The sequence below is a fragment of the Flavobacterium erigeronis genome, from assembly GCF_054075165.1.
This window is the reverse complement of the sequence record NZ_JBSKGP010000004.1, coordinates 13,008-36,951: the sequence shown is the minus strand read 5'-3', so window position 1 is coordinate 36,951 and position 23,944 is coordinate 13,008. Positions and strand designations below refer to the sequence as shown.

Below are 23,944 nucleotides of genomic sequence, written 5' to 3'. Positions count from 1 at the left end.
TATCTTAAAAATGAATACAAAAACCAAAATTTCACTATTAATCCTAATGGGATTTTTAACAATAACTTCTTGCGGTAAAAAAGAAACAGCTCCAGCAGATCAAACTGAGACAACTGAAACTTCTACAGAAGGAGAAGCAGCTCCTGTAACCCCAGCAACAGAAGAAAATGTATTAGTTATTGAAGGAAATGATCAAATGCAGTTTAATACAAGTGAGTTGAAAGCAGTTGCAGGGAAACCAATCAAACTGACTTTAAAACATGTTGGAAAAATCCCTAAAGAAGCAATGGGACACAATTTAGTGATCTTACAAGAAGGAACAGATCAGTCAAACTTCGCTTTAAAAGCAAATGATGCTAAAGCAACAGATTATATTCCAGAATCTGAAAAAGCTTCAATAATCGCTCACACTAAATTATTAGGCGGTGGCGAAGAAGATACAATCGAGTTTACAATAGACAAAAAAGGCTCTTACCCGTTTATCTGCTCTTTCCCTGGCCACGTGGCTATGATGAAAGGCGTATTAATTGTAGAGTAAATAACCAAAACTCCAAATGCTGTAAAAGGTTTGGAGTTTTTTTTAAAACCAATAAAAGATAAAATTGTCTTTTATTTAAAATTCCCCCCAAGGAAATGAAAAGAGAAAAAAAATTATGGCTAGTTTTTGCACTAGTGATGAGTATATCATTTGCAGTGCTTGGTTATTATGGTTACGAAATTTATCAGCAGGCACCCCCAGTACCGAAAGAAATAGTAACCGATTCAGGAAAAGTTGTTTTTAGCGAAAGCGAAATTAAAGACGGACAAAATATCTGGCAAAGTATAGGAGGCCAGGAAGTGGGATCTGTTTGGGGACACGGCGCCTATGTGGCCCCAGACTGGACCGCAGATTGGCTGCATAGAGAAGCACTATTTATATTGGATATTTATGCGAAAAAGGATTTTAATAAGAAATATGCCGAGTTGGATGCTGAAAAACAGTCGGCTCTGAAGATTCGTCTGCAACAGGATGTAAGAACGAATCGTTACAACGCTGAAACGGGAGTTTTGACCATTTCTGAAAACCGTTTGGCGGCGATAGAATATTTAAGCGAATATTATAAAGGTCTTTTTACGAATGATCCAAAATTTGATAAACTGAGAGGCGACTATGCAATTCCTAAAAACTCTATTACAGATGTAGATAGAATGCATAAAATGAATGCCTTTTTCTTCTGGGCAACGTGGGCAACAGTGACCAATCGACCTGACGGAAATATTTCATACACACACAACTGGCCTTCAGACGAATTGGTTGGAAATGTTGCAACCACAGAACTTTTGGCTTGGTCTGGAGTAAGCATTATTTTATTGATTTTGAGTGTCGGAATCTTAGTTTTCTATCATGCAAAATCTGGAGAGGAAGAAGAATTTCCGCTGCCAAAAGAAGATCCGATTATCAAACAAGGCAAAACCAAATCGATGGGATTGGTAACCAAATATTTCTGGATTGTAAGTTTACTGATGGTGCTGCAAATGGTGTTCGGAATTATAACGGCTCATTATGGAGTGGAAGGAAATGGTTTATACGGAATTCCGATTGATAAAGTTCTGCCTTATGCCGTAACGCGTACCTGGCACACGCAATTGGCTATTTTCTGGATTGCAACGGCTTGGCTGGCAACAGGATTGTATATTGCTCCAGCAGTTTCTGGTAAAGATCCTAAGTTTCAATGTTTTGGTATTAACTTCTTATTCATTGCTTTATTGATTATTGTTTTAGGTTCAATGGTTGGACAATGGTTTGGAGTGATGCAAAAACTGAATTTAGTTCAAAATTTCTGGTTTGGACATCAAGGTTACGAATATGTTGATTTAGGGCGTTTCTGGCAAATATTCCTTTTAGTGGGACTGTTTTTATGGCTGGCTTTAATGATTCGTCCATTGCTTCCAGTTTTAAGAAAAAAAACAGAAGAGAAAAACCTGATCATATTGTTCTTAGTTTCTTGTACTGCAATCGCAATGTTTTACGGAGCTGGATTGATGTGGGGAAGACAAACCAATTTAGCCATTGCAGAATATTGGAGATGGTGGGTTGTTCACCTTTGGGTTGAAGGTTTCTTTGAAGTATTTGCGACCGTAGTAATTGCCTTTTTATTTGTTCGTTTAGGATTATTAAAAACCAAAACAGCAACTTTAAATGTATTGTTTGCCACCATTATTTTTATGGCTGGCGGAATTTTAGGAACATTCCACCACCTGTATTTCTCTGGAACACCAACAGCAATTATGGCTTTAGGAGCAACTTTTAGTGCTTTAGAAGTGGTTCCGCTGACTTTAATTGGATTTGAAGCGTATCAAAATTATAAACTATCAAAATCAACAAAATGGATAGCCGATTACAAATGGCCGATTTATTTTATGATTTCTGTAGCATTCTGGAATTTCCTTGGAGCTGGAATCTTCGGATTCATTATTAATCCGCCAATTGCATTGTATTATGTTCAGGGATTAAACACAACGCCTTTACATGGACATACGGCTTTGTTTGGTGTTTACGGAATGTTAGGAATTGGTTTGGTATTATTTGTACTAAGAAGTTTATACCGAAATGTAAGCTGGAACACCAGATTGCTCAGTATAACTTTCTGGTCTTTAAATATTGGTTTATTTCTGATGGCCATTTTGAGTCTTCTTCCAATTGGAGTTTGGCAAGCAATTGAAAGTATTAATCACGGAATGTGGTACGCGCGTTCATCAGAATTAATGCAACAGCCTGCAATGATTACTTTAAAGTGGCTTCGTGCCATCGGAGATTCGATTTTTGGAATCGGGTTCATTACTATGGCCTGGTTTGTATTTGAACTCACATTAAAAAACAAAAAATAAAACACAAAACTTAAAAAATGATTATCATGGAAAATTTAAAAAACAAAACAATTGGATCATTCGTAGCTGAAGATTTTAGAACAGCTGCAGTATTTTCTAAATACAAAATAGATTTTTGCTGTAAAGGAAACCGAACAGTTACCGAAGTTTGCGAAAAACAAAATATTGACGCAGATGCATTATTAGAAAATGTTCTACAGGTTGCACAATCAGAAAATAACGGAAACATTGATTTCAATTCTTGGCCTTTAGATTTATTGGCAGATTATATCGAGAAAACGCATCACCGTTATGTGGAAGAAAAAACAAATGTAATTCTTCCGTTTTTAGATAAATTATGTAAAGTTCATGGAGCAAATCACCCAGAATTATTTAAAATAAATGAATTGTTTATTGGATGTGCAGGTGAATTGTCTCAGCATATGAAAAAAGAAGAATTGGTTCTTTTTCCATTTGTGAAAAGAATGGTGAAAACGAAAGAATCTGATGGAATTTTATCTCAGCCTTCCTTCGGAACCGTTTCAAATCCGATTGCGATGATGATGAACGAACATGATAATGAAGGAGAGCGTTTTAGAGAAATCGCAGCTTTAACCAATAATTATAATCCGCCGGCAGATGCTTGTACCACTTACCGAGTAACTTTTGCTATGCTGAAAGAGTTCGAAGCAGATTTGCACAAACACATCCATTTGGAGAATAATATTTTATTTCCAAAAGCAGTTCTTCTTGAAAAAGATTTTGTTGAAGTAGAATAAAGGTTAATTTAATAGTTGGAAAAGCACCGATAAAATATATCAAAATGATAATTGTCGCTGTTTTTTTTAGCCACGAATTTCACGAATTGCACCAATTTTTTAATTTTAATTCAATTTCTCAAATTTTGCATTTGCATTATTGTAGACAAAGTAAATATTAGTGAAATTTGTGAAATTCGTGGCTAAAAAAAATAATAAAAATGCACGTTATGAATTCTCAAAAAAGCTGGATACTCTGCTGTTTTTTTAATTTTCTGATTGCCTGTATTTTCGGATTATTAATGCGTTTTATGTATCTCTTTCCGTTAGATTTTCTAAACTACAGTTTTCTGCTTCATGCACATTCGCATGTAGCTATGTTGGGTTGGGTTTATTTGATCGTTTATGTTTTGATCGTTCATTTTTTTATTCCAAAAGAAAAAAGTCAGAAACCTATTTATAACCGTTTGTTTTGGCTGACAGAGTTTTCCGTAATCGGAATGATGATTGCTTTTCCCATTCAAGGATACGCTTTGTTTTCGATTATTTTTTCGACCCTGCATATCTTGTTAAGCTATATTTTTTGCCGTTTGGTTTGGAAAGACAGTGTACAAGATCAATCGCCATCACAAAGACTTTTATTGGTTTCGATTCTGTTTATGATTTTATCGACTTGCGGAGTCTGGTGTCTCGGACCGGCCGTAAGCACATTAGGAAAACAAAGTGCTTTTTACCAGATTGCCATTCAGTTCTTTCTTCATTTTCAATTTAATGGCTGGTTTATATTGGCAATTTTGGCTTTGTTTTTAAAACAATTTCAAAATAAAATTGATGAGATAAAATTTAGAAAGTTTTACTTCTTTATGGTTATTTCTACGCTTTTAACCGTCTGCTTTCCAATTCGCTGGTTTGTCGAAAATGATATTTTGAGTTCTATCAATGTAGTGGGAGTTTTAATTCAATTGGGAGCTTTTATTTATTTCTACAAAATGCTAAAACCTCAAATTAGGACTTTCAAAAGTTCTTTAGATAAAACAACTAAATTGGTTTATGGTTTAGCTTTAACTTCCTTGTTTTTGAAAGTCGGAATACAATTACTGACTATTTTTCCAAATTTAGCTGAGGTTTCTCATCAAATCAGAAATTTTGTAATTGGTTTTATTCATTTAACGACTTTAGGAATCATAACTGGATTTTTGTTTGGGATTTTGCTTCAGAATAAAATGCTTTCTTCCAATTCTTCTACATTAAAAATAGGAGTAAAGATTTTTATTTTGGGATATGTTTTGACTGAAGTTTTATTGTTTTTGCAAGGTTGGTTTTTCTTTTTTGGAGCAGGGAGCATTCCAGGATATTTTCTAAATATTTTGATATTCAGTATTCTTTTGGTTTTAGGCTTAGCTTTAATTATGGTTTCTATAATAAAATTGAAATTTGACAATTTAAAAAAAGCCACAGATTAAGAAAAAAGTCTCAGAGAGACGACATATTTATATATTCATATTAGGAATATAATTTTGCTGACGTGATAAATATACCGCTCAGCTGGAGCTTTAAAATGTGATGTGTAATGTTTCTATAAATATTGCGCTTCTCCGAAGCTTAATTGAATTCCATTATAAATAAAAAAACAAGAGCCGATTTTATTATAAACCTGCTCTTGTTCTTACTAATTAACCTATTTAAAATATCTATATTTTCCCTGCTTCCTGATTTATGGTTTCAATAGTCTTTTCATTGTTTACTCCTAAACCTTCCTGCTGAAAAATTAATTCTCCTTCTGGATTAAAAACACTAATAATATTCGAATGCGAAAAATCTATTGGAGATATTTTTTTATAATTAACAGCTAAAACCGCTGCAAATTCACGAGTATTTTCCTCAGATGAACGAAGGAAAATCCAAGGATCTTGATTCATTTTATTATCAATGGCAAACTTCTTTAATCTTTCTGGAGTATCTGTTTTAGGATCTATACTAACCAAAATCAATTTGACATGTTGTTTGGTTTGTTTCTCCAATTTGGATTCAATATCTCGCATATCGGCTACTAATCTAGGGCAGGCTGCTTTACAGCTGGTGTAAATCATTACCATAACCAAGACATTTCCTCTAAGCGATTTTAGTTCAATGTCTTTTCCGTCCTGCGTTGTCCATTTAGACGGAAGATTGTAAATCGATAAATCACTAATTTCTTTCTTTGTTTCTGCTTTATTTTCTTTTTTATCTGCTTCCTTACAGCTGTAAAAGGAGAAAAGAAGAAGAAAAGCAATTGCTATTTTTTTCATTTTTAACTAAATTAAATTTTAGGCTTTATCGTGCTGGCGCATCTAAATCCCAGATTTCGTGTTGAATATTGTGCTTTCAAACTTCCTCTAAAAGCATATCGCATAAAAGCGGCATAATCCATTAGATCGGATGCGTTTACAGAGGCGCCTCCGCAGAAGAGATTTTTATCACTGCTTTTGTCTTTTCTAGATTCTCCCGATAAAAAAATGCTGTTAAAATCAGACGTCCATTCCCAAACTAAACCGTGCATGTCGTAAACTCCCCAATAATTTTTGAAAGTTTTTCCAATCTCATTTTCATACGTCTTCGATTTCTCGTACCAGGATAAAATATATTCGTTAAATTCTTTTTTAGTTCGTGCGTCTATTTTTTTGGTGTCGGCCATAGCCACATATTCCCATTCGTCCATTGTTGGCAAGCGCTTTCCTTGGCATTCGCAGTACTTTTTTGCTGCAAACCAAGAAACGCCGGTTACAGGAGATTTGGCTTTTGCATTTCCAAAATCAAGATCAGTTGACCAGTAAGCCAAATAACTTTTATCGGCAAAAATTCCTTTAATCTTTGATTTTTGATAAGAAGGATTTTTTTTGACAAATTCTAAAAATTCACTGTTTGTTACAGGATAAATGTCGATGTAAAAAGATTTTACAGTAACAGGTTTTTTAGAAACAGCTCCATAAAGAGGGACAAAAGATCCCTCTTTTATGAAAGCCATTCCTTTTTCCTGAGCTTTCATGACACTAAGTGCAGAGAAAAAGAGAATAGTAAGTATGAAAATGTATTTTTTCATGCTAGAGTTTTGCTGTTATCTTAAAGCTTTTACCATTTCTGGAGTAACTTCTGTTTTATTATTTCCCCAGCTGTTATAAATGTAGGTAAGCACATTAGCGATTTCATCATCAGATAAATTCTGAGCTGGCATTATGTTGTTGTATTTTTTACCGTTAACGGTTACTTCTCCCGTTAAACCATGCAAAATTGTTTTAATAGCACGTTTAGAATCGGCATTTAAATAATCTGATTTTGCCAAAGGAGGGAAAGTACTTGGAATTCCTTGTCCTTCAGACTGGTGGCATGCAAAACAAGTTGTTCCGAAAATTTCTTTACCAATTTTAATTTTTTCCTCAACGGTACGTTTTGGAATCGCTGTTGTTTTTGAAGCTGCAGTTTCAGGCATTTTCTGGATTGTTCCGCCCTCAGGCAAATAAATACCTTCTTGAATAGTTCCAGAATAAATGTTTTTATTTTCTTTTCCTTCTACTTTTAGCATTCCTAGCGCCCCTTTATTAAATGCTCTGAAAATAGAGTGGTCAACCAAAATAAAAGTTCCTGGCGTTTCTACTTTAAAATCTACAATGGCAGCGCCACCAGCAGGAATCAAAGTAGTCTGTACATTTTTATTGACTGTGCTTCCTCCTTCAACATGAACATTGTCGAATATTTCACCAATAACGTGGAAAGAAGAAACCAAATTTGGTCCGCCGTTTCCAACAAATAAACGAACGGTTTCGCCCACTTTGGCTGTTAATTCATTTCCGTTTGTTAATGAACCCACTTTTCCGTTAAATACAACATAATCAGGAGTTTCTTTTACGGCTTTATTCATGTCAAATGGCTGAAGGCCTTTTGCTCCATATTCACCTTGAGTGTAAAAATCACCCTGCATCACGTAATATTCTTTGTCAACTGGTGGAAGTCCGCCTTCTGGTTCAACCAAAATCAATCCGTACATACCATTTGCGATGTGCATCCCCACAGGAGCAGTTGCACAGTGATATACATATAAACCAGGATTTATCACTTTAAAACTAAAAACTTTTTCATGACCCGGAGCTACAAGAGAAGAAGTTGCTCCACCTCCTGGACCAGTTACAGCATGTAAATCGATATTGTGAGGCAATTTATTATCCGGATGGTTTTTTAAGTGAAATTCTACTTCATCGCCAACCCGGGTTCTAATGAAACTTCCGGGAACTGAGCCACCAAATGTCCAATAGGTATATTTTACACCATCTGTCATTGTGCCTTCTTGTTCCTTGATTTCCATGTTTAATTTTAACTTCATTGCGGTTCTGTCGCCAACAGGTTTAGGAACGTGAGGAGGAGCAGTAAGTTCGGCCTCCATTTCGCCTTGAGTTGTAATGTCTGCGTAAATTTTATCTTGTTCTTTTTTACAGCTTCCTAAAATTAGCAGCATAAATAACGAACAGATTAGAGCACTCGTTTTAATCCGGGTTTTGGTAGTGTGTTTCATGATCTATTATTTTGTTTTGTGTTAAATTTCTAAACAAAAATAAAAGACTTTTTTATCCTTTATTATGATATTAATCATGTTTTGGCATAATTACAGTGGGAAACGGGGCTTTTTGGGAGCAAACAAAGAGACGCAAAACTGTATTATTTTTTTGCAGCAGAATATTTTTTAATAAAAATAATTGAGGCTCTTCATTTTAAATTAATAATGATTATTTTTGCTCGCTGATTAAGTAAAAAAAATTACTACATATATTATGGTAAAAGATTTATTCGAAAGAATTCAGGACAATAAAGGACCTTTAGGAAAATGGGCTTCTCAAGCAGAAGGTTATTATGTTTTCCCAAAGTTAGAAGGAGAGTTGGGTCCTAGAATGCAATTTCACGGAAAAAATATTTTAAACTGGAGTTTAAATGATTATTTAGGTTTAGCTAATCATCCAGAAGTTCGTAAAGCAGATACAGATGCAGCAATTCAGTTTGGTGCAGCTTATCCGATGGGAGCTCGTATGATGTCTGGACACACTACTTACCACGAACAATTAGAAAATGAATTAGCAGAATTCGTAATGAAAGAATCTGCTTATTTATTGAATTTTGGTTACCAAGGAATGGTGTCTATTATTGATGCTTTGGTTACTAAAAATGACATTATTGTTTATGACGTTGATTCACATGCTTGTATCATTGATGGTGTTCGTTTGCACATGGGTAAACGTTTCACATACAAACACAATGATTTGGAAAGTATGGAGAAAAACTTGCAGCGTGCTACTAAAATGGCAGAAGAAACAGGCGGAGGTATTTTATTTATTACGGAAGGTGTTTTTGGAATGCGCGGACAGCAAGGAAAATTAAAAGAAATTGCTGAATTAAAGAAAAAATACAATTTCAGATTATTAGTAGACGATGCTCACGGATTTGGTACTTTAGGAAAAACGGGTGCTGGAGCAGGTGAGGAGCAAGGAGTTCAAGATCAGATTGATGTTTACTTCTCTACTTTTGCAAAATCTATGGCTAATATTGGTGCTTTCGTAGCGGCTGATAAAACAGTTATCGATTATTTGAAATACAACTTACGTTCTCAAATGTTTGCAAAAGCATTGCCAATGATTCAAACTATTGGTTCTTTGAAACGTTTAGAGTTATTGCGTCAGTCTTCTGCAATTAAAGACAAACTTTGGGAAAATGTAAATGCATTACAAAGCGGTCTTAAAGAAAAAGGATTTAATATTGGTGATACAAATACTTGTATCACACCAGTTTACCTAGAAGGAAGTATTCCTGAAGCAATGGTAATGGTAAACGATTTAAGAGAAAATTATGGTATTTTCCTTTCTATTGTTGTTTATCCAGTTATTCCAAAAGGAATTATCTTATTGAGAATGATTCCTACAGCTTCTCATACTTTAGCTGATATCGAAGAGACTTTAACAGCTTTCGAAGCAATTCGTGAGAAATTAGTTAACGGAACTTATAAAGAAATTGCAGAACGTACAACTGTTGACGTTTCGTAAATTCTAAAAAAAAAATAGATTTCCTTAAGTGGGAATTATGTAAAAAATCCATTTGTTCTACGAATGGATTTTTTTTTGAATTGAATTAACTTTATACTATAATCACAAAATAAAAATAGAAAATATGAAAAAAGTACTAACACTAACAGCAGTACTTGCCTTGTCGATTTTTGCTTCATGTAAAAAAGAAACAACGACAACAGAGCCAGTACAAATTACGCCTAGTCCACCTAAAGAAGCAGAAATTGTAGAACCGGCAGGGGATCAATGTTATGCTTGGAGAGCTAACGGAAGTGTTATCGAGATGAGTTTCAACGTAAATTCTCATCAAGAAGTAAACGGGACACTAAGTTATAATTTGGTTGGAAAAGATAAAAACGAGGGAAGTTTAATTGGAAATATGAAAGGAGATACTTTGGTCGCAGATTATACTTTTAATTCTGAAGGAGTTTCATCTGTTAGAGAAGTTGTTTTTCTTCAAAAAGACGGAACTTTTATTGAAGGATATGGAGATGTAGTAGAAGCAAATAACAAAGTTTCTTTTAAAGATAAATCAAAGCTTAAATTTGATCAAAAAAATACTTTGGTAAAAGTAGATTGCAAAGTAGAGTAATGATGTGTTTTATAAAGTGAAAAATCCATTCGTTTTGGGGACGAATGGATTTTTTTTATGTTTTTTTTAGTCCTTAGCCCTTAGTCCTTAACGCTAAGTGCTTATTTTTTGACATTAATTGCTTAATACTAGGGACTAACAACTAAGAGTTAAGGACTAAAATTAAAGATTCTTCAAATAGGTCTTTCTCTGACAGTGAATAGTAGGATCAAAGTTTTTCCAAAGCAAATGAATGGCATTGTTCTCTAATAACTCAGGAGTTCTGATACAAGTCTGAATTCCTTTGGCAGAAAACGTTTTATAATATTCATCAAATATAATCGCTGTTACACCTTTATTTTGATAGTCAGGATGAACTCCGATGAGGTAGAAAACAACATCTTTACTGTGTTTTTTAGCTTTTAATAACTGCAAAAATCCAAACGGAAACAATTTTCCTTTTATTTTTTGTAAAGCTTCAACAAAACTTGGCATTACAATACTGAAAGCTACCAGATTATCATCTTTATCAACAACAAATTTGATATATTCTGGATTAATAAAGCTGATATATTTCTTTTTAAAATATTCTTTTTGAACATCAGAAATAGCTACAAACGAAGCCAGTTTTTCATAAGATTCATTAAACAAATCAAACATTTTGTCTACATGAGGCATAATGTCTTTTGTTTTGGTAAAATTAAGCGCTTTTAATCCGTAGCGCTTTTTGATTAACTCTTGTGCTTTCTGAAAGAATTCTGGTTTTACATTAGAAAAAGGAAATATACTTTCTATATATTGTTTTTCAACCTGAAACCCTAATTGCTCCAAATGCGTTACATAATACGGGTGATTGTACCATGTAATCATGGTTCCAATTTGGTCATATCCTTCAGTAAGAACCCCAACTTTATCGAGATTCGAAAATCCCATTGGGCCTTCAGCATGCTCTAAATTGTGTTTTCTTCCTAATTCATATACTTTTTCAAGCAATGCCTTTGTAACTTCAATATCATCAATTACATCAAACCATCCAAAACGCACTTTTCTCTTATGCTGATTGTTAACTTCAGACCAATTGATAATAGCAGTAATACGCCCAACAATTTTGTTGTCTCTGTAAGCTAAATAAAAGTAAGCTTCGGCATTATCAAAAGCAGGATTTTTAGTTTTATCAAAAGATTCCAATTCGTCTGAAATAATAGGCGGCACCCAATATGGGCTGTCCTTATATAATGAAAAAGGAAATTTGATATATTCGGTTAATTCTTTTTTGCTTTTAGCTTCTTTAATTGTAATCATTAAGATGGTATTGAGAGTCCTTCTATAAAAGGGTCTAGTTATTCAGTTTATTCGTATTTAGCTTTACGCTTTCGTTCTTTTTCTTGATAGTCAATTGCTTTTTCATTATCAGGATTCTTTTTTGCTCTAGCGGCTGCTTTATCTTCAACTACCTTCTCTTTGTACCATCCATCATAACGCCATGATACGCCAACACCGCCATATAATATAGAAGGTGTGTTTTTGAAATTGGTACTTATAGAAGCATCAACCTGCATATTAGAAGAAAGAAGAAAAGCTGCTCCTCCACGAAGAATTGAATCGCTGTAGAAATCACTTTTATATCCTTGATTTTCAACAAAACCAGACCATCTGTCATTAAAACCGTGCGTCAAAGTTAATACATATCCGTAACTTGGATAGTCGGTTCCAATATAATCTGCAATAATATTAGTCACAAAAACCCAAGCTCCGCCTCCTAATAAATTTTGTGTAATAATCGATACTTTAGGAGAAATAGCGCCATCAGGAGAAAAATAATAAGGATTATCGGCTCCAACAAAATTAGCTCCTGCAAAAACAGAAACAGCTGGAATAAGCTCTCGCCATTGAAAATTTCGATTGGCTTTATAGCTGTAGATGTTTACTTCTTTTTTGTAATTTTTGTACGGATCATAAATAAGATATTTAGCTCCTAAAACCGTGCGTCTAAAATTATTCTTTTTGTAGCTGGTGTACGGAGTATCAAAATTCTCGGTTTGGTATTGTAAATCAGCGATGAATTCTAATTGTTCGAGAAAAGCGCCATATCGAATAGTTAAATCTGTACCGAATCCGCTGGCATCGTAGTCTAATAAGTCGTGTTTTTCTTTAATGCCGTAAACACCTAATTCGGCTTGAATAACAGATTTTCCAACGGCGTAGGCAGACATTGTTTCACCTGGGCGATTTGAGTTAATGACGTCAGTATATTGCGCAAAAAACAGTTGTGGAATAAAAAAAAGTACCGGGGCAAGTAAGTTTTTAATTTTGAACATATAATTTTTTTTGAGTTGAAAAATAATAACGCATTTCAAATGTACATATTTTATTATTTATTTAAGATTCATATTTTATTTTTAAGCAACGGATTTATTAATTTTGGAAAAAAATATATAGTTATGCAAGAAGCATCTTTTTCAGGTTTGTTCAAGACCATCATGTGGGTTATAGCTTTTTATTACATTTTTAAATTTTTAGCTAAAATCTTTTTGCCTGTGTTGGTTAAAAAGGCAGTAGAAAATGCCAGTGAAAATTTTCAAAGACAACAGCAACAATATAATCAAGGTAATAGATATCAGAACAATAGCAACACAAATAATAATGATGAAATAATCATTAATACAGCTAATGCTAAAAACCCGCGCGAAACCAAAAAAGTGGGTGAGTATGTTGATTACGAAGAAATAGATTAGATTTGTGTCCTGAAAATTTAGGATTCATTTTAACCCAAACCAGCCAAAATTGAAAATAGTAAATAAGTTCTATCCGCATGCCCTTGTAGTTCTGGGCTTTATTCTTGTTTCATTAATTTATTTTTATCCAGTTCTTCAAGGAAAACAAATTTTCCAGTCTGATATTGCTCAATACACCGGAATGGCAAAAGAGCAAAATGACTTTAGAGCAGTAGAAAATGCAGAACCTTATTGGACGAATTCTGCTTTTGGCGGTATGCCAACATACCAGCTTGGTGCAAATTATCCGAACGATTTTATAGGTAAAGTTGATGACGTATTGCGTTTTCTTCCGCGTCCTGCAGATTACTTGTTTTTATATTTCCTCGGCTTTTATGGCTTATTATTGGTTTTAAAAACAGATCCGCTGAAAGCTTTTATAGGTTCAATTGCGTTTGGTTTTTCAACTTATATGATTATTATTCTAGGAGTTGGACATAATGCCAAAGCGCATGCTATTGCCTATATGCCTTTAGTAATTGCAGGTTTTATACTCGTTTTTCAGAAAAAATACATTTGGGGAGGTTTGCTCACCATGTTTGCCGTGGCATTAGAAATTAGTGCCAATCACTTCCAGATGACCTATTATTTATTGATTTTCTTATTGATTCTAACAGGTTATTATGCTTTTAATTTTATTAAAGAAAAAGATTTTAAAGGGCTTTTAATTTCTTGTGGCGTTTTATTAGTTGCGGGGATTTTTGCATTAGGTGCCAATGCCGGTAATTTAATGGCTACACAAGAATATGCTAAATACAGTATTAGAGATAAAAGTGAGCTGACATTTAATCCAGACGGATCTAAAAATGAAACGACTGCTTCTATGACTACAGACTATATTACAGAATATAGTTATGGAATTGCAGAAAGTTTGAATTTAATTGCTCCAAGAATATTTGGAGGTTCAAGCCACGAAAATGTTGGTACAGACAGTCGTATGTACGCCTTTATGGTAGAGCAAGGCGTTCCTTCGTCTCAAGCTCAAGATTTTGTTTCTGGAATGCCAACGTATTGGGGAGATCAGCCGATTGTTTCAGCGCCAGCTTATATTGGAGCTGTGGTTTTCTTTTTGGCTGTTTTAGCTTTATTTATTGATGATCGAAAAATTAAATATGTTTTCCTTACTGGAGCGCTTTTCACTTTAGTGCTTTCTTGGGGAAAAAACTTCTCTTTATTAACGGATTTCTTTATCGAATACGTTCCTCTTTACGATAAATTTAGAGCGGTTTCATCTATTCAGGTAATTCTAGAACTATGTTTTCCTGTTTTGGCTGTTATGGGATTAAAGTCATTCTTTAAAGCTAAAGATGAACCAAAATTACAGCAAAAAGCATTGGTGCAGACAGGAGTTTTTGGTTTAGGAGTATTGGTAATTTTGTTAATAGCAAAAAGTTTCTTCCATTTTACAGGAGCGAGCGACCAATATTTCATGGAAAGCTACGGGCCAGGTTTTGTTGACGCTTTAAAAGAAGACAGAATGACGATGTATTATGCAGATATCTTACGATCTGGATTTTTAATCGTGGTTACTTTTGTTGTGCTTTGGATGTTTATTAAAAACAGATTCTCTCAAACGACAACTTTAATCGTTATTGGAATTGTAATGATTTTTGATTTGTTTTTTGTGGATAAAAAATATGTTTCGGCAAAAGATTTCGTAAGTCCGGTTCAGATTGCAGCACCTTTCCAAGAAACTCAAGCAGATGCTCAAATTTTAAAAGATACTTCTGTTTATCGTGTATTCGATCTTCAGGGACAATTACAGGGAAGATCTTCTTATTTCCATAAAACAATTGGAGGTTATAGTGCTGTAAGACCAAGAAGAATGCAGCAGTTATACGATTATCAAATTGCTAAAAATAATCTGGAAGTGCTTAATATGTTGAATGTTAAGTATGTGATTCAGGTAGATAGCACAGGAAATCAAATTCCGACACTTAATCCAGATGCTAACGGAAATGCTTGGTTTGTGGAGTCTGTAAAACTGGTAAACAAGCCAGATGATGTCATGAAAGCCTTGAATACTTTGGATACTAAAAAAGTAGCGGTATTTAATGTTCATGAACATGAAAATAAATTTCAAAATGCGAGATTAAAGAAACCTTTAGATACAACTGGAACCATTAAAGTTGTTACTTATAAGCCAAATTACATCAAATACAAATCAGATAAAGAGAATGATGGTTTAGCTGTTTTCTCTGAAATGTATTATAAAAATGGTTGGAATGCTTATATCGATGGTAAATTAACAGATCATTTCCCTGTTGATTATGTTTTGAGAGCAATGGAAGTTCCTGCAGGAAAACATACGATTGAATTTAAATTTGAACCTCAGATTATCAAAACCGGAGGAACAATTACTTTGATAAGTTCAATTGGAATGTTGGTGCTTTTAGCTGCGGGGATTTATTTCGAAAAATTCTACCGCAAAGATTCACAAAGTAGTCACAAAGACACACAAAAATAATTTAGAAAATCTTTGCGATTCTTAGCGAGCACTTTGCGAATCTCTGTGAAACAGAATAAATCTTAGATGGAACAAAAAAAACTTTTAATAATTACCTATTATTTTCCGCCTGCCGGTGGGCCTGGCGTACAGCGTTGGTTGAAATTTGTAAAATATTTGCCAGAATTTGATGTACAGCCTATAGTTTATGTTCCAGAAAATCCAACTTATCCCATTGTTGACGAAGGATTGATAAGCGAAATATCAGACAAAGTAATTGTTTTAAAGAATAAAATTTGGGAGCCCTACCAATTGGCTTCTGTTTTTTCGAAAAATAAAACCAAAAAAATCAGTTCGGGAATTTTTCCTCAAAAGAAAAAACAGACTTTCTTAGACAAAACGTTTCTTTGGGTTCGAGGAAATCTTTTTATTCCAGATGCCCGTGTTTTTTGGGTAAAACCGTCTGTTTCTTATCTAGAAAAATATATTCAGGAGAACAATATCGATACGATTGTAACTTCTGGACCGCCGCATAGTCTTCATTTAATTGGTTTAGAATTACAGCAAAAATTGAAAGTGAAATGGTTTGCCGATTTTCGTGATCCTTGGACAACAATCGGATATCATAAAGCACTTCGATTGTCTTCTTATGCGGAGAAAAAACATAAAAAATTAGAGCATAAAGTGCTTAATTCTGCTGATGAAATTATTGTAACAAGTAAAACTACGAAAACGGAATTTGAAGCGATTACCACTAAGCCAATTACGGTAATTACAAATGGTTACGATGTTGAAACAGTTGAAAAACAAACATTAGACACCAAATTTACTTTAGCTCATATTGGTTCTTTCTTATCAGACAGAAATCCGCCATTTCTTTGGGAAGTTTTGGTTGAATTGCTAAAAGAAGTTCCGGAGTTTAAATCTCATTTAGAAATAAAATTAATTGGAGCCGTAAGTCAGGAAGTTTTAGATGCGATACAAGAACATCAGTTAAATGATTATTTGAACTTGGTGGGTTACGTTTCTCATAAAGAAGCGGTTGCACATCAAAGAAAATCTCAGGTTCTGCTTTTGATCGAAATTAATTCTGAAGATACGAAAAGCATTATTCCAGGAAAATTGTTTGAATATATGGTTTCAAACCGTCCAATAATTGCCATTGGGCCTCAAGGTTCTGACTTTGCAGATATCGTTACGCAGACCAATACAGGAGTATTTTTTGATTATTCTGAAAAAGCGAAGTTAAAAAGTGTAATTTTGGACTTTTTTAATCAGTTTTTGGAAGGGAAACTGCAATCGCACGGAATTGGTTTACAGCAATATTCGAGAAAAAACCTGACCAAGCAATTAGCACAGCTGATTAAAGGATAATCATTAAAATTTCAAATACAATCTAAACTCAAGAAATGGGTATTGTCTTAAATCAGTCTTTTAAAAACACTATAATTACATACATTGGTTTTGGTATCGGAGCCATAAATACTTTATATCTTTATCCCGTTTTTCTTGGAGCAACTTATTACGCTTTAACAAATTACGTTACTTCTGCGGCAAATGTAATTATGCCTTTGTTCGCGATCGGAATGCAGAATACGCTTGTAAAATTTTATTCGCAGTATAAAACAGAAGAAGAAAGAGAGCAGTTTTTGTCTTTTACAGCGTTGTTTCCGCTTTTAATGTGTATTCCGTTAGGACTTATCGGAATCTTCTTTTACGACGACATAACCGATTTTGTTTCGAAAGAAAATCCTATTGTGCGCGAATTTATGCTGCTTATTCCGTTTATCGGAATCTGTATGGCTTATTTTGAAATTTTTTATGCGTGGGCTAGGGTTCACATGCATTCTGTTTTTGGAAATTTTATAAAAGAAGTCGGTTTAAGATTGCTTTCGACTTTTGCTTTAATAGCGTTGTATTTCAATTGGATCAGTCTGGTTCAGTTTGTTTATGTAACAGCGGCGATTTATTTTATAGCTTTTATCGTAACCATGTTTTATGCTTTTTATGTTAAAAAGCCTAATTTTCAAATTTCTATACCTGAAAATGTAAAAAGTGTAATGGAATATACTTTTTATATTATTTTATCTGGAAGTGTTGCGAACTTACTTTTAGACGGCGATAAACTGATTTTGAATCAGTATATGAAAATCGAAAACATCGCCTATTACTCCGTTGCGACTTATATTGCTTTGGTAATTTCAGTTCCAAGTCGTGCGATGCATCAGATTGTGTACCCGATTACAGCTAAATTAATGCACGATAACAAATTCGACGAATTAAATCAGCTTTATAAAAAGACTTCCATCAATTTACAGATCGTGGGTGGTTTTGTAATGCTTTGTATTTTTGTCAATATTAACCAATTATACGAATTAGTTCCGAAAGAATATAGTGGCGGAATTTCTGTAGTTTTTATGATTGGTCTTTCTAAATATTTTGACCTTATTTTAGGAAACAATAATGCTATTATTTTCAATACCAAATATTACCGTATGGTATTGTATTTAGGATTAATGCTCGTTGTTTTAACCGTAATTTTAAATTTGATCTTTATTCCTATCTGGGGAATTTTTGGTTCTGCATTTGCAACTCTGCTATCGATTACTTTGTATAGTTTGGCAAAACTGCTGTTTGTGGTGAAGAAACTGCATTTGTACCCTTTTACAAAACAGACTATTGATTCTATGCTGCTTACTTTTGTATTGTTTCTGCTGTTTTATTTTTGGGAATTTCCATTTTTCCAGTTAATAAGTATCGCTTTAAAATCTATTTTGGTAACTATATTATATGTTTATCTGAATTATAAATTTAAAATTTCGTCAGATATCAATAATGTTATTGATTCGATCTTTAAGAAATTAGGGTTTAAAATTTGATCTGATTTTTCTGTAAAAAAGAAAGCAATTTAAAAAATCATAACTTTTTTGTTTTTATATTTGTTAGAAAGGATAACTAATTTATTTCTAATTGAATATGAAAATAAAAGTACTTAGGTTATTAGCTTTTTTCTTTATTTTATTTTCTTTTTCTGTATTTGCACAGGCTCCTGATCTGAAAAGCACTGATAAAGAAATTTCGACAGCGAAACTCAAGGGTTATCCTGTAAAACCTTTCAAAGACACGCTCTTTTTGGTTTATCATCATGTTGGTTCTTTTTCTGCAAAAGAGCGTGCAGAATATATTACCAATAAAATAAAAAGACTTTACAACGAATCTTTCTTTGAAAAAGATTCGCTTAAAGTTGTTCCTTCGGATGCTTCGATGGATATTATCTATCAAAATGATTTAGTCATAATGTCTGTTTTTGATGCTGATGCAAAAGCAGAAAATAGCACTATAACTAAAATTGCCAATAGAAATCTGGCGAAAATTAGAAATGCGATCCTATACCAAAATGAGAATTATTCTCAATTGCCTAAACGAATCGGATATACGGCTTTATTAATTCTTATTATTAGTTTGGTTTTGTTTTTGGTCGGGAAGGTTTTTAATCTGATTAAAAATTATATTGTCAAAAATAAAGCTAGATATTTTAAAGGAGTCAATTATAATACAATCAAAATATTATCTCCAGAAAGGCAGCTGATTTTGTTTCTCCGTTTTTTTGGTTTTATAAAAATAGTAACACTTATTTTAATTGTTTACTTGTCGCTTCCTGTTTTATTCAGCATATTTCCAGCTACTAAAGATTACACAACAATGCTTCTTAGATGGATTTTGACGCCGGCTAAATCTGCATTAATGGGATTTCTAGGATTCTTGCCAAGTCTGTTTACGATTATAGTAATTGTTATCATTTTTAAATATGCGCTCAAAATCATTAAATTTTTCTTTGACGAAATAAAATCTGAAAACATAAAAATTGACGGATTTTATAGCGATTGGGCATTGCCAACATTCAATGTAATCAGACTGCTGATGTACGCTTTTATGCTGGTTATTATTTTTCCGTATCTGCCAGGTTCAGATTCTCCAATTTTTAAAGGAGTTTCGGTATTTGTCGGGGTTCTGTTTTCTCTTGGTTCTTCTAACGCTATTGCTAATATGGTGGCGGGTTTAGTAATTACGTATATGCGCCCGTTTAAAATTGGTGATTATATAAAGATTGGTGATGTAAGCGGAGAAGTAATAGAAAAAACGGCATTGGTTACCAGAATAAGAACGCCAAAATTTGAAGATATTACGATTCCGAATGCTACAGTTTTGTCCAGTACTTCGACCAATTATTCGGCAAACACCAAACAGTCAACTGCCGGATTGCTTATTCATACGACAGTCACGATTGGTTATGATGTGCCATGGAAAGACATTTACGCCGCTTTGATTGATGCCGCATTAAAAACTGAAATGACTGAAAAAGAGCCAAAACCATTTGTATTGCAAACGAGTTTAGATGATTTTTATGTTTCGTATCAAATTAATGTTTACACTAAAGAGCCAACGAAACAGCCAAGAATTTATTCCTCATTGCATCAAAATATTCAAGATTCTTTCTTTGCAGCAGGAATAGAGATTATGTCGCCACACTACAGTGCTTTCAGAGATGGAAGCGCAACAGCAATTCCGCCAGAATACTTGAAAGAAGAGTAGCTAGAATTCAATTTTCAAGGTCATTTTTAAGGTTAAATAATTGACAATTAGGTATTAAAAAATAAACTTTAACACCTGAATATTTTGTAATTAATCGAATTAAAATTAACTTTATACTAAAGGTTTAGCATTACTTTGAAGAAATTGCATAATTATTTCTAACAAAAATACCTAAATATGGGTATTGTTTTATGCTTTCGAGAGAGATAAATTTGCAAGAAATAGTAGACGAAATTAGTTATTGGATTAATGGTAGATTAAATTAATTATGAAAAACAATCATCTCAGCCAGGAACAAAGCATGCAAGTATTTTCTAATATGATTTCAAACAAAGTTCATAATGGATTTACTTTAGAAGAAAGAAATGATGAGTTGCTTTTCGCAGTCTTGTCTAAAGGAGGAAAAGTGGTTAACCACAGTTTGAATTTTATTATTTTTTGTTTAACTCTAGGTTTATGGTCATTTGCTTGGCTGTATCTTACCTTTGAAGCTTCAAAACAAAAAAAGATTTTAGTAGCTATTGACGAAGATGGTCTTCCGTTTGAAGAAAGATGTCTAGTAGCTTAAAACATTATTAAAAAGAGAAATAAAATTATAAAGCCATAAATACAAACTAATCAATTGTATTTATGGCTTTGTTATTTGAGACGGGACTTATTATAGTTTATCTTTTAAGTAAACTCCAGTTACCGATTCTTTTACTTTTACAATATCTTCTGGAGTTCCAGAGGCAAGTAAATGACCTCCATTTTCTCCACCTTCAGGACCTAAATCAAGAATCCAGTCTGCACATTTTATAAGATCAAGATTGTGTTCGATAACGATTATAGAATGTCCTTTTTCGATTAAAGCGTCAAACGAAGCCAAAAGTTTTTTAATGTCATGAAAATGAAGTCCCGTTGTAGGTTCATCAAAAACAAATAAAGCTTTGTCTTTTGTCGCGCCTTTAACCAAGAAAGAAGCCAATTTAATACGCTGTGCCTCTCCACCAGAAAGAGTAGAAGAAGACTGTCCTAATTGAACATACCCTAAACCAACATCTTGTAAAGGCTGTAATTTCTGTGTGATTTTGGCCTGTTTATTTTTTTCGAAAAAAGCAATGGCATCGTCAATCGTCATCGTCAGGATATCATTGATATTCTGATTGTCAAAAGTAACCTCTAAAATTTCTTTTTTAAATCGTTTTCCGCCACAAGTTTCGCAAGGAAGAGAAACATCGGCCATAAAAACCATTTCAACATTTATAGAACCTTCACCTTTACAAGTTTCGCAACGGCCTCCGTCAACATTAAAAGAGAAATGTTTAGCCTGATAGCCTCTTATTTTTGATAATTTTTCTTTGGCATACAAATCACGAATATCATCATACGCCTTAATATACGTTACAGGATTCGATCGAGAACTTCTCCCAATCGGATTTTGATCTACGTACTCAATATGTTTGATCTGCGAAAATGATCCTGAAATTTCAGTAAACTGTCCCGCTTTTTCGGCCGCGCTTTCCAGTTTTTTCTGCATAGCTGGAAACAAGATTTTCTTAATCAGCGTACTTTTTCCACTTCCAGAAACACCGGTAACTACAGTTAAAACATCTAACGGAAATGTAACATTAATGTTTTTTAAGTTGTTTTCGCGTGCACCAATAATATCAATATGTTTTTTGAATTTTCGTCTTTTCTTTGGAACAGTAATTTCTAAATCACCATTTAAATATTTCGCAGTTAAAGAATCAGATTGCAGAATTTCATCATAAGTTCCTTGCGCAACTAGTTTTCCACCAAAAGTTCCAGCTTCTGGACCAATATCTATAATCATATCGGCAGCTTTCATGATATCTTCATCATGTTCTACCACAATTACGGTATTTCCTAAATCGCGAAGAGAAAGCAATACTTTAATTAATCTTTCAGAATCTTTAGGATGCAGACCAATACTTGGTTCATCCAAAATATACATCGAACCAACCAAACTGCTTCCTAGAGAAGTTGCCAAGTTAATACGTTGCGATTCTCCTCCAGAAAGCGTTGCAGAATTTCGATTTAAAGTAAGATAGTCTAAACCAACCTCAGTTAAAAAGGAAAGACGATTATTGATTTCGACCATCAAGCGTTTCGCAATCTGCTGTTCGTAAACGTTTAATTCTATATTTTTGAAAAAAGTAACCAAATGTTTAATTGGTAAATCAACCAAATCAGAAACTGTTTTTCCGTTGATTTTTACATAAGAAGCTTCTTCGCGCAAGCGTTTCCCTTTACAAGCGTGACATTTTGTTTTGCCGCGATAACGTGAAAGCATTACACGGTTTTGAATCTTATAATTTTTTTCTTCTAATTCTCTAAAGAAATCATTTAGTCCCTGAAAATATTGATTTCCAGTCCAAATTAAATCTTTTTGTTCGTCAGTTAATTGGAAATAAGGCTTATGAATAGGGAAATCAAATTTGTAAGCATGTTTTACCAACTCATCTTTATACCAGCTCATGCTTTCTCCGCGCCACGGATAAATAGCACTTTCATAAACAGACAAAGCAGTATTTGGAACAACCAGATCGGCATCAATACCAATAATGTTTCCATAACCTTCGCAAACCGGGCAAGCCCCATATGGATTGTTGAAACTGAATAAGTGAACATTTGGCTCGAGAAAAGTCATTCCGTCAAGCTCAAAATTATTCGAATAAGAAAATCTCTTCTCTGCATTTAATTCTTGAAGATAACAAATTCCTTTTCCTTCAAAAAAAGCAGTTTGCACAGCATCTGCCAGACGGTTATAAAATTCTTCTTCCTCTTTTACAACAATACGGTCAATAATCAGTAAAATGTCTTTATTATCTAATTGATGCAAATCTGAAGCAGAAAATTCATCTAGACGAACCATTTCATTGTCAACCAAAATACGTGCAAAACCTTGCTGCAGAAGCACTTTTAGTTTGTCTTCTAATTGCCTTCCTTCTTCAAGATGTATAGGAGCAAGCAAAAGCCATCTGCTGTCAAGAGGAAGACTTTTTACATCAGAAATAACATCTGTAACGGTATTTTTTTTAACCTCTTGTCCAGAAATAGGAGAGTAGGTTCGCCCAATTCTCGCAAACAGAAGTTTGATATAGTCGTAAATTTCAGTAGAAGTCCCAACAGTCGAACGAGCATTAGTCGTATTTACTTTTTGCTCAATAGCAATTGCAGGCGCTATACCTTTAATATATTCTACTTTTGGTTTGTCTAAACGGCCCAGAAACTGACGCGCATAAGAAGATAAACTTTCTACATAACGTCTTTGTCCTTCGGCATATAAAGTATCAAAAGCTAAACTTGATTTTCCTGATCCTGAAAGACCTGTAATGACAACCAGTTTATTTCTCGGAATAACCACATCTACATTTTTTAGATTATGTACCTGCGCTCCTTTAATTATAATATTTGATTTCGGATCTATTTTAGAAAGGTCAATTTGCATAAAAAAGTCAATTTTTACAAAAGTAATCAATTTTGAATTGGATTTAGTTAAGGATTTAGTTCCAAATTTTAACTATTTTACTCTAACTGAAAGACTTTTTGAAGCAGATTTAGCTGTAAAAGTGTACTTTTTTAGAGCTGTATTGATCCAGTTTTAACACAGTCTGCAAAAAAATATTCTCCGATTGTCGGATTATTTCAATAAAAATTGTAATTTGAAATCTGATTAGAAGAAAAGAATAAAAATTATCTCATTAATTATTAGGTATTTAGGTTCGTTTTTTAACACTTTTTCCTAGCATTTGTTTTACGGATTTTTAGCACTTTGTACGTAAATTTTATGTTTATTGTACATTAATAAAAGTTTTACTAATAATAATTAATGATTTATTTGCATTTTAAAATTAAAAATTGTTAAATTT

The 23,944-nt window shown here is 33.5% G+C and carries 18 protein-coding genes; 12 read left to right on the top strand and 6 right to left on the bottom strand.

What is annotated here, in order from left to right; genetic code table 11:
• Window positions 1-10 precede the first annotated feature (10 nt).
• The 4 genes from azu (at window position 11) to ACWA1F_RS09000 (ending at window position 5,068) form a co-directional block, all read left to right on the top strand.
• Window positions 11-538, top strand: a complete 528-nt coding sequence (azu, locus tag ACWA1F_RS09015) for an azurin (protein WP_456893447.1) — start codon at window positions 11-13, stop codon at window positions 536-538.
• Window positions 539-633: 95 nt separating this feature from the next.
• Window positions 634-2,868, top strand: coding sequence for a nitric-oxide reductase large subunit (locus tag ACWA1F_RS09010; RefSeq protein WP_456893445.1), 2,235 nt, complete (start codon window positions 634-636; stop codon window positions 2,866-2,868).
• Between the two features lie 26 nt (window positions 2,869-2,894).
• Complete coding sequence (gene ric / locus ACWA1F_RS09005; protein ID WP_456893443.1) at window positions 2,895-3,626, top strand: iron-sulfur cluster repair di-iron protein; 732 nt, start codon at window positions 2,895-2,897, stop codon at window positions 3,624-3,626.
• 209 nt (window positions 3,627-3,835) lie between these two features.
• A complete protein-coding gene (locus ACWA1F_RS09000; RefSeq protein WP_456893441.1) occupies window positions 3,836-5,068 on the top strand; it encodes a hypothetical protein in 1,233 nt (410 codons plus the stop codon).
• 228 nt (window positions 5,069-5,296) lie between these two features.
• Here the strand turns inward: ACWA1F_RS09000 and ACWA1F_RS08995 are convergent, their stop codons facing one another.
• The 3 genes from ACWA1F_RS08995 to nirK are packed head-to-tail and all read right to left on the bottom strand — an operon-like array spanning window position 5,297 to window position 8,148.
• Complete coding sequence (locus ACWA1F_RS08995; RefSeq protein WP_456893439.1) at window positions 5,297-5,893, bottom strand: SCO family protein; 597 nt, start codon at window positions 5,891-5,893, stop codon at window positions 5,297-5,299.
• 11 nt (window positions 5,894-5,904) lie between these two features.
• On the bottom strand, window positions 5,905-6,684 hold the full coding sequence (locus tag ACWA1F_RS08990; RefSeq protein WP_456893437.1) for a formylglycine-generating enzyme family protein: 780 nt from the start codon (window positions 6,682-6,684) through the stop codon (window positions 5,905-5,907).
• A gap of 15 nt (window positions 6,685-6,699) precedes the next feature.
• On the bottom strand, window positions 6,700-8,148 hold the full coding sequence (nirK, locus tag ACWA1F_RS08985; protein WP_456893435.1) for a copper-containing nitrite reductase: 1,449 nt from the start codon (window positions 8,146-8,148) through the stop codon (window positions 6,700-6,702).
• 256 nt (window positions 8,149-8,404) lie between these two features.
• Between nirK and ACWA1F_RS08980 the strand changes: the two genes are divergently transcribed.
• Window positions 8,405-9,664 (top strand): aminotransferase class I/II-fold pyridoxal phosphate-dependent enzyme, encoded by a 1,260-nt coding sequence (locus ACWA1F_RS08980; protein WP_306156598.1) that lies wholly within the window; start codon window positions 8,405-8,407, stop codon window positions 9,662-9,664.
• Window positions 9,665-9,788: 124 nt separating this feature from the next.
• On the top strand, window positions 9,789-10,277 hold the full coding sequence (locus tag ACWA1F_RS08975; protein ID WP_306156596.1) for a hypothetical protein: 489 nt from the start codon (window positions 9,789-9,791) through the stop codon (window positions 10,275-10,277).
• Between the two features lie 162 nt (window positions 10,278-10,439).
• Here the strand turns inward: ACWA1F_RS08975 and ACWA1F_RS08970 are convergent, their stop codons facing one another.
• Window positions 10,440-11,558 (bottom strand): GTP cyclohydrolase, encoded by a 1,119-nt coding sequence (locus ACWA1F_RS08970; protein WP_456893432.1) that lies wholly within the window; start codon window positions 11,556-11,558, stop codon window positions 10,440-10,442.
• A 47-nt stretch (window positions 11,559-11,605) separates the two neighbouring features.
• The gene (locus ACWA1F_RS08965) at window positions 11,606-12,574 is read right to left on the bottom strand and encodes a transporter (protein ID WP_456893430.1); all 969 of its coding nucleotides are present in this window, start codon (window positions 12,572-12,574) and stop codon (window positions 11,606-11,608) included.
• Window positions 12,575-12,697: 123 nt separating this feature from the next.
• Between ACWA1F_RS08965 and ACWA1F_RS08960 the strand changes: the two genes are divergently transcribed.
• The 6 genes from ACWA1F_RS08960 (at window position 12,698) to ACWA1F_RS08935 (ending at window position 20,637) form a co-directional block, all read left to right on the top strand.
• Window positions 12,698-12,991: a DUF4834 family protein gene (locus ACWA1F_RS08960; RefSeq protein WP_456893428.1), complete on the top strand. Its 294-nt coding sequence runs from the start codon at window positions 12,698-12,700 to the stop codon at window positions 12,989-12,991.
• A gap of 49 nt (window positions 12,992-13,040) precedes the next feature.
• Window positions 13,041-15,497 (top strand): YfhO family protein, encoded by a 2,457-nt coding sequence (locus tag ACWA1F_RS08955; protein WP_456893426.1) that lies wholly within the window; start codon window positions 13,041-13,043, stop codon window positions 15,495-15,497.
• A 66-nt stretch (window positions 15,498-15,563) separates the two neighbouring features.
• A complete protein-coding gene (locus tag ACWA1F_RS08950) occupies window positions 15,564-16,850 on the top strand; it encodes a glycosyltransferase family 4 protein (protein WP_456893424.1) in 1,287 nt (428 codons plus the stop codon).
• 35 nt (window positions 16,851-16,885) lie between these two features.
• Window positions 16,886-18,355, top strand: a complete 1,470-nt coding sequence (locus ACWA1F_RS08945; RefSeq protein WP_306156585.1) for an oligosaccharide flippase family protein — start codon at window positions 16,886-16,888, stop codon at window positions 18,353-18,355.
• A 97-nt stretch (window positions 18,356-18,452) separates the two neighbouring features.
• Window positions 18,453-20,069, top strand: a complete 1,617-nt coding sequence (locus ACWA1F_RS08940; RefSeq protein ID WP_456893422.1) for a mechanosensitive ion channel family protein — start codon at window positions 18,453-18,455, stop codon at window positions 20,067-20,069.
• Window positions 20,070-20,337: 268 nt separating this feature from the next.
• Window positions 20,338-20,637, top strand: coding sequence for a hypothetical protein (locus ACWA1F_RS08935; protein ID WP_306156580.1), 300 nt, complete (start codon window positions 20,338-20,340; stop codon window positions 20,635-20,637).
• A gap of 90 nt (window positions 20,638-20,727) precedes the next feature.
• Here ACWA1F_RS08935 and uvrA read toward each other — a convergent pair whose 3' ends face one another.
• The gene (uvrA, locus tag ACWA1F_RS08930; RefSeq protein WP_456893420.1) at window positions 20,728-23,523 is read right to left on the bottom strand and encodes an excinuclease ABC subunit UvrA; all 2,796 of its coding nucleotides are present in this window, start codon (window positions 23,521-23,523) and stop codon (window positions 20,728-20,730) included.
• Window positions 23,524-23,944 lie beyond the last annotated feature (421 nt).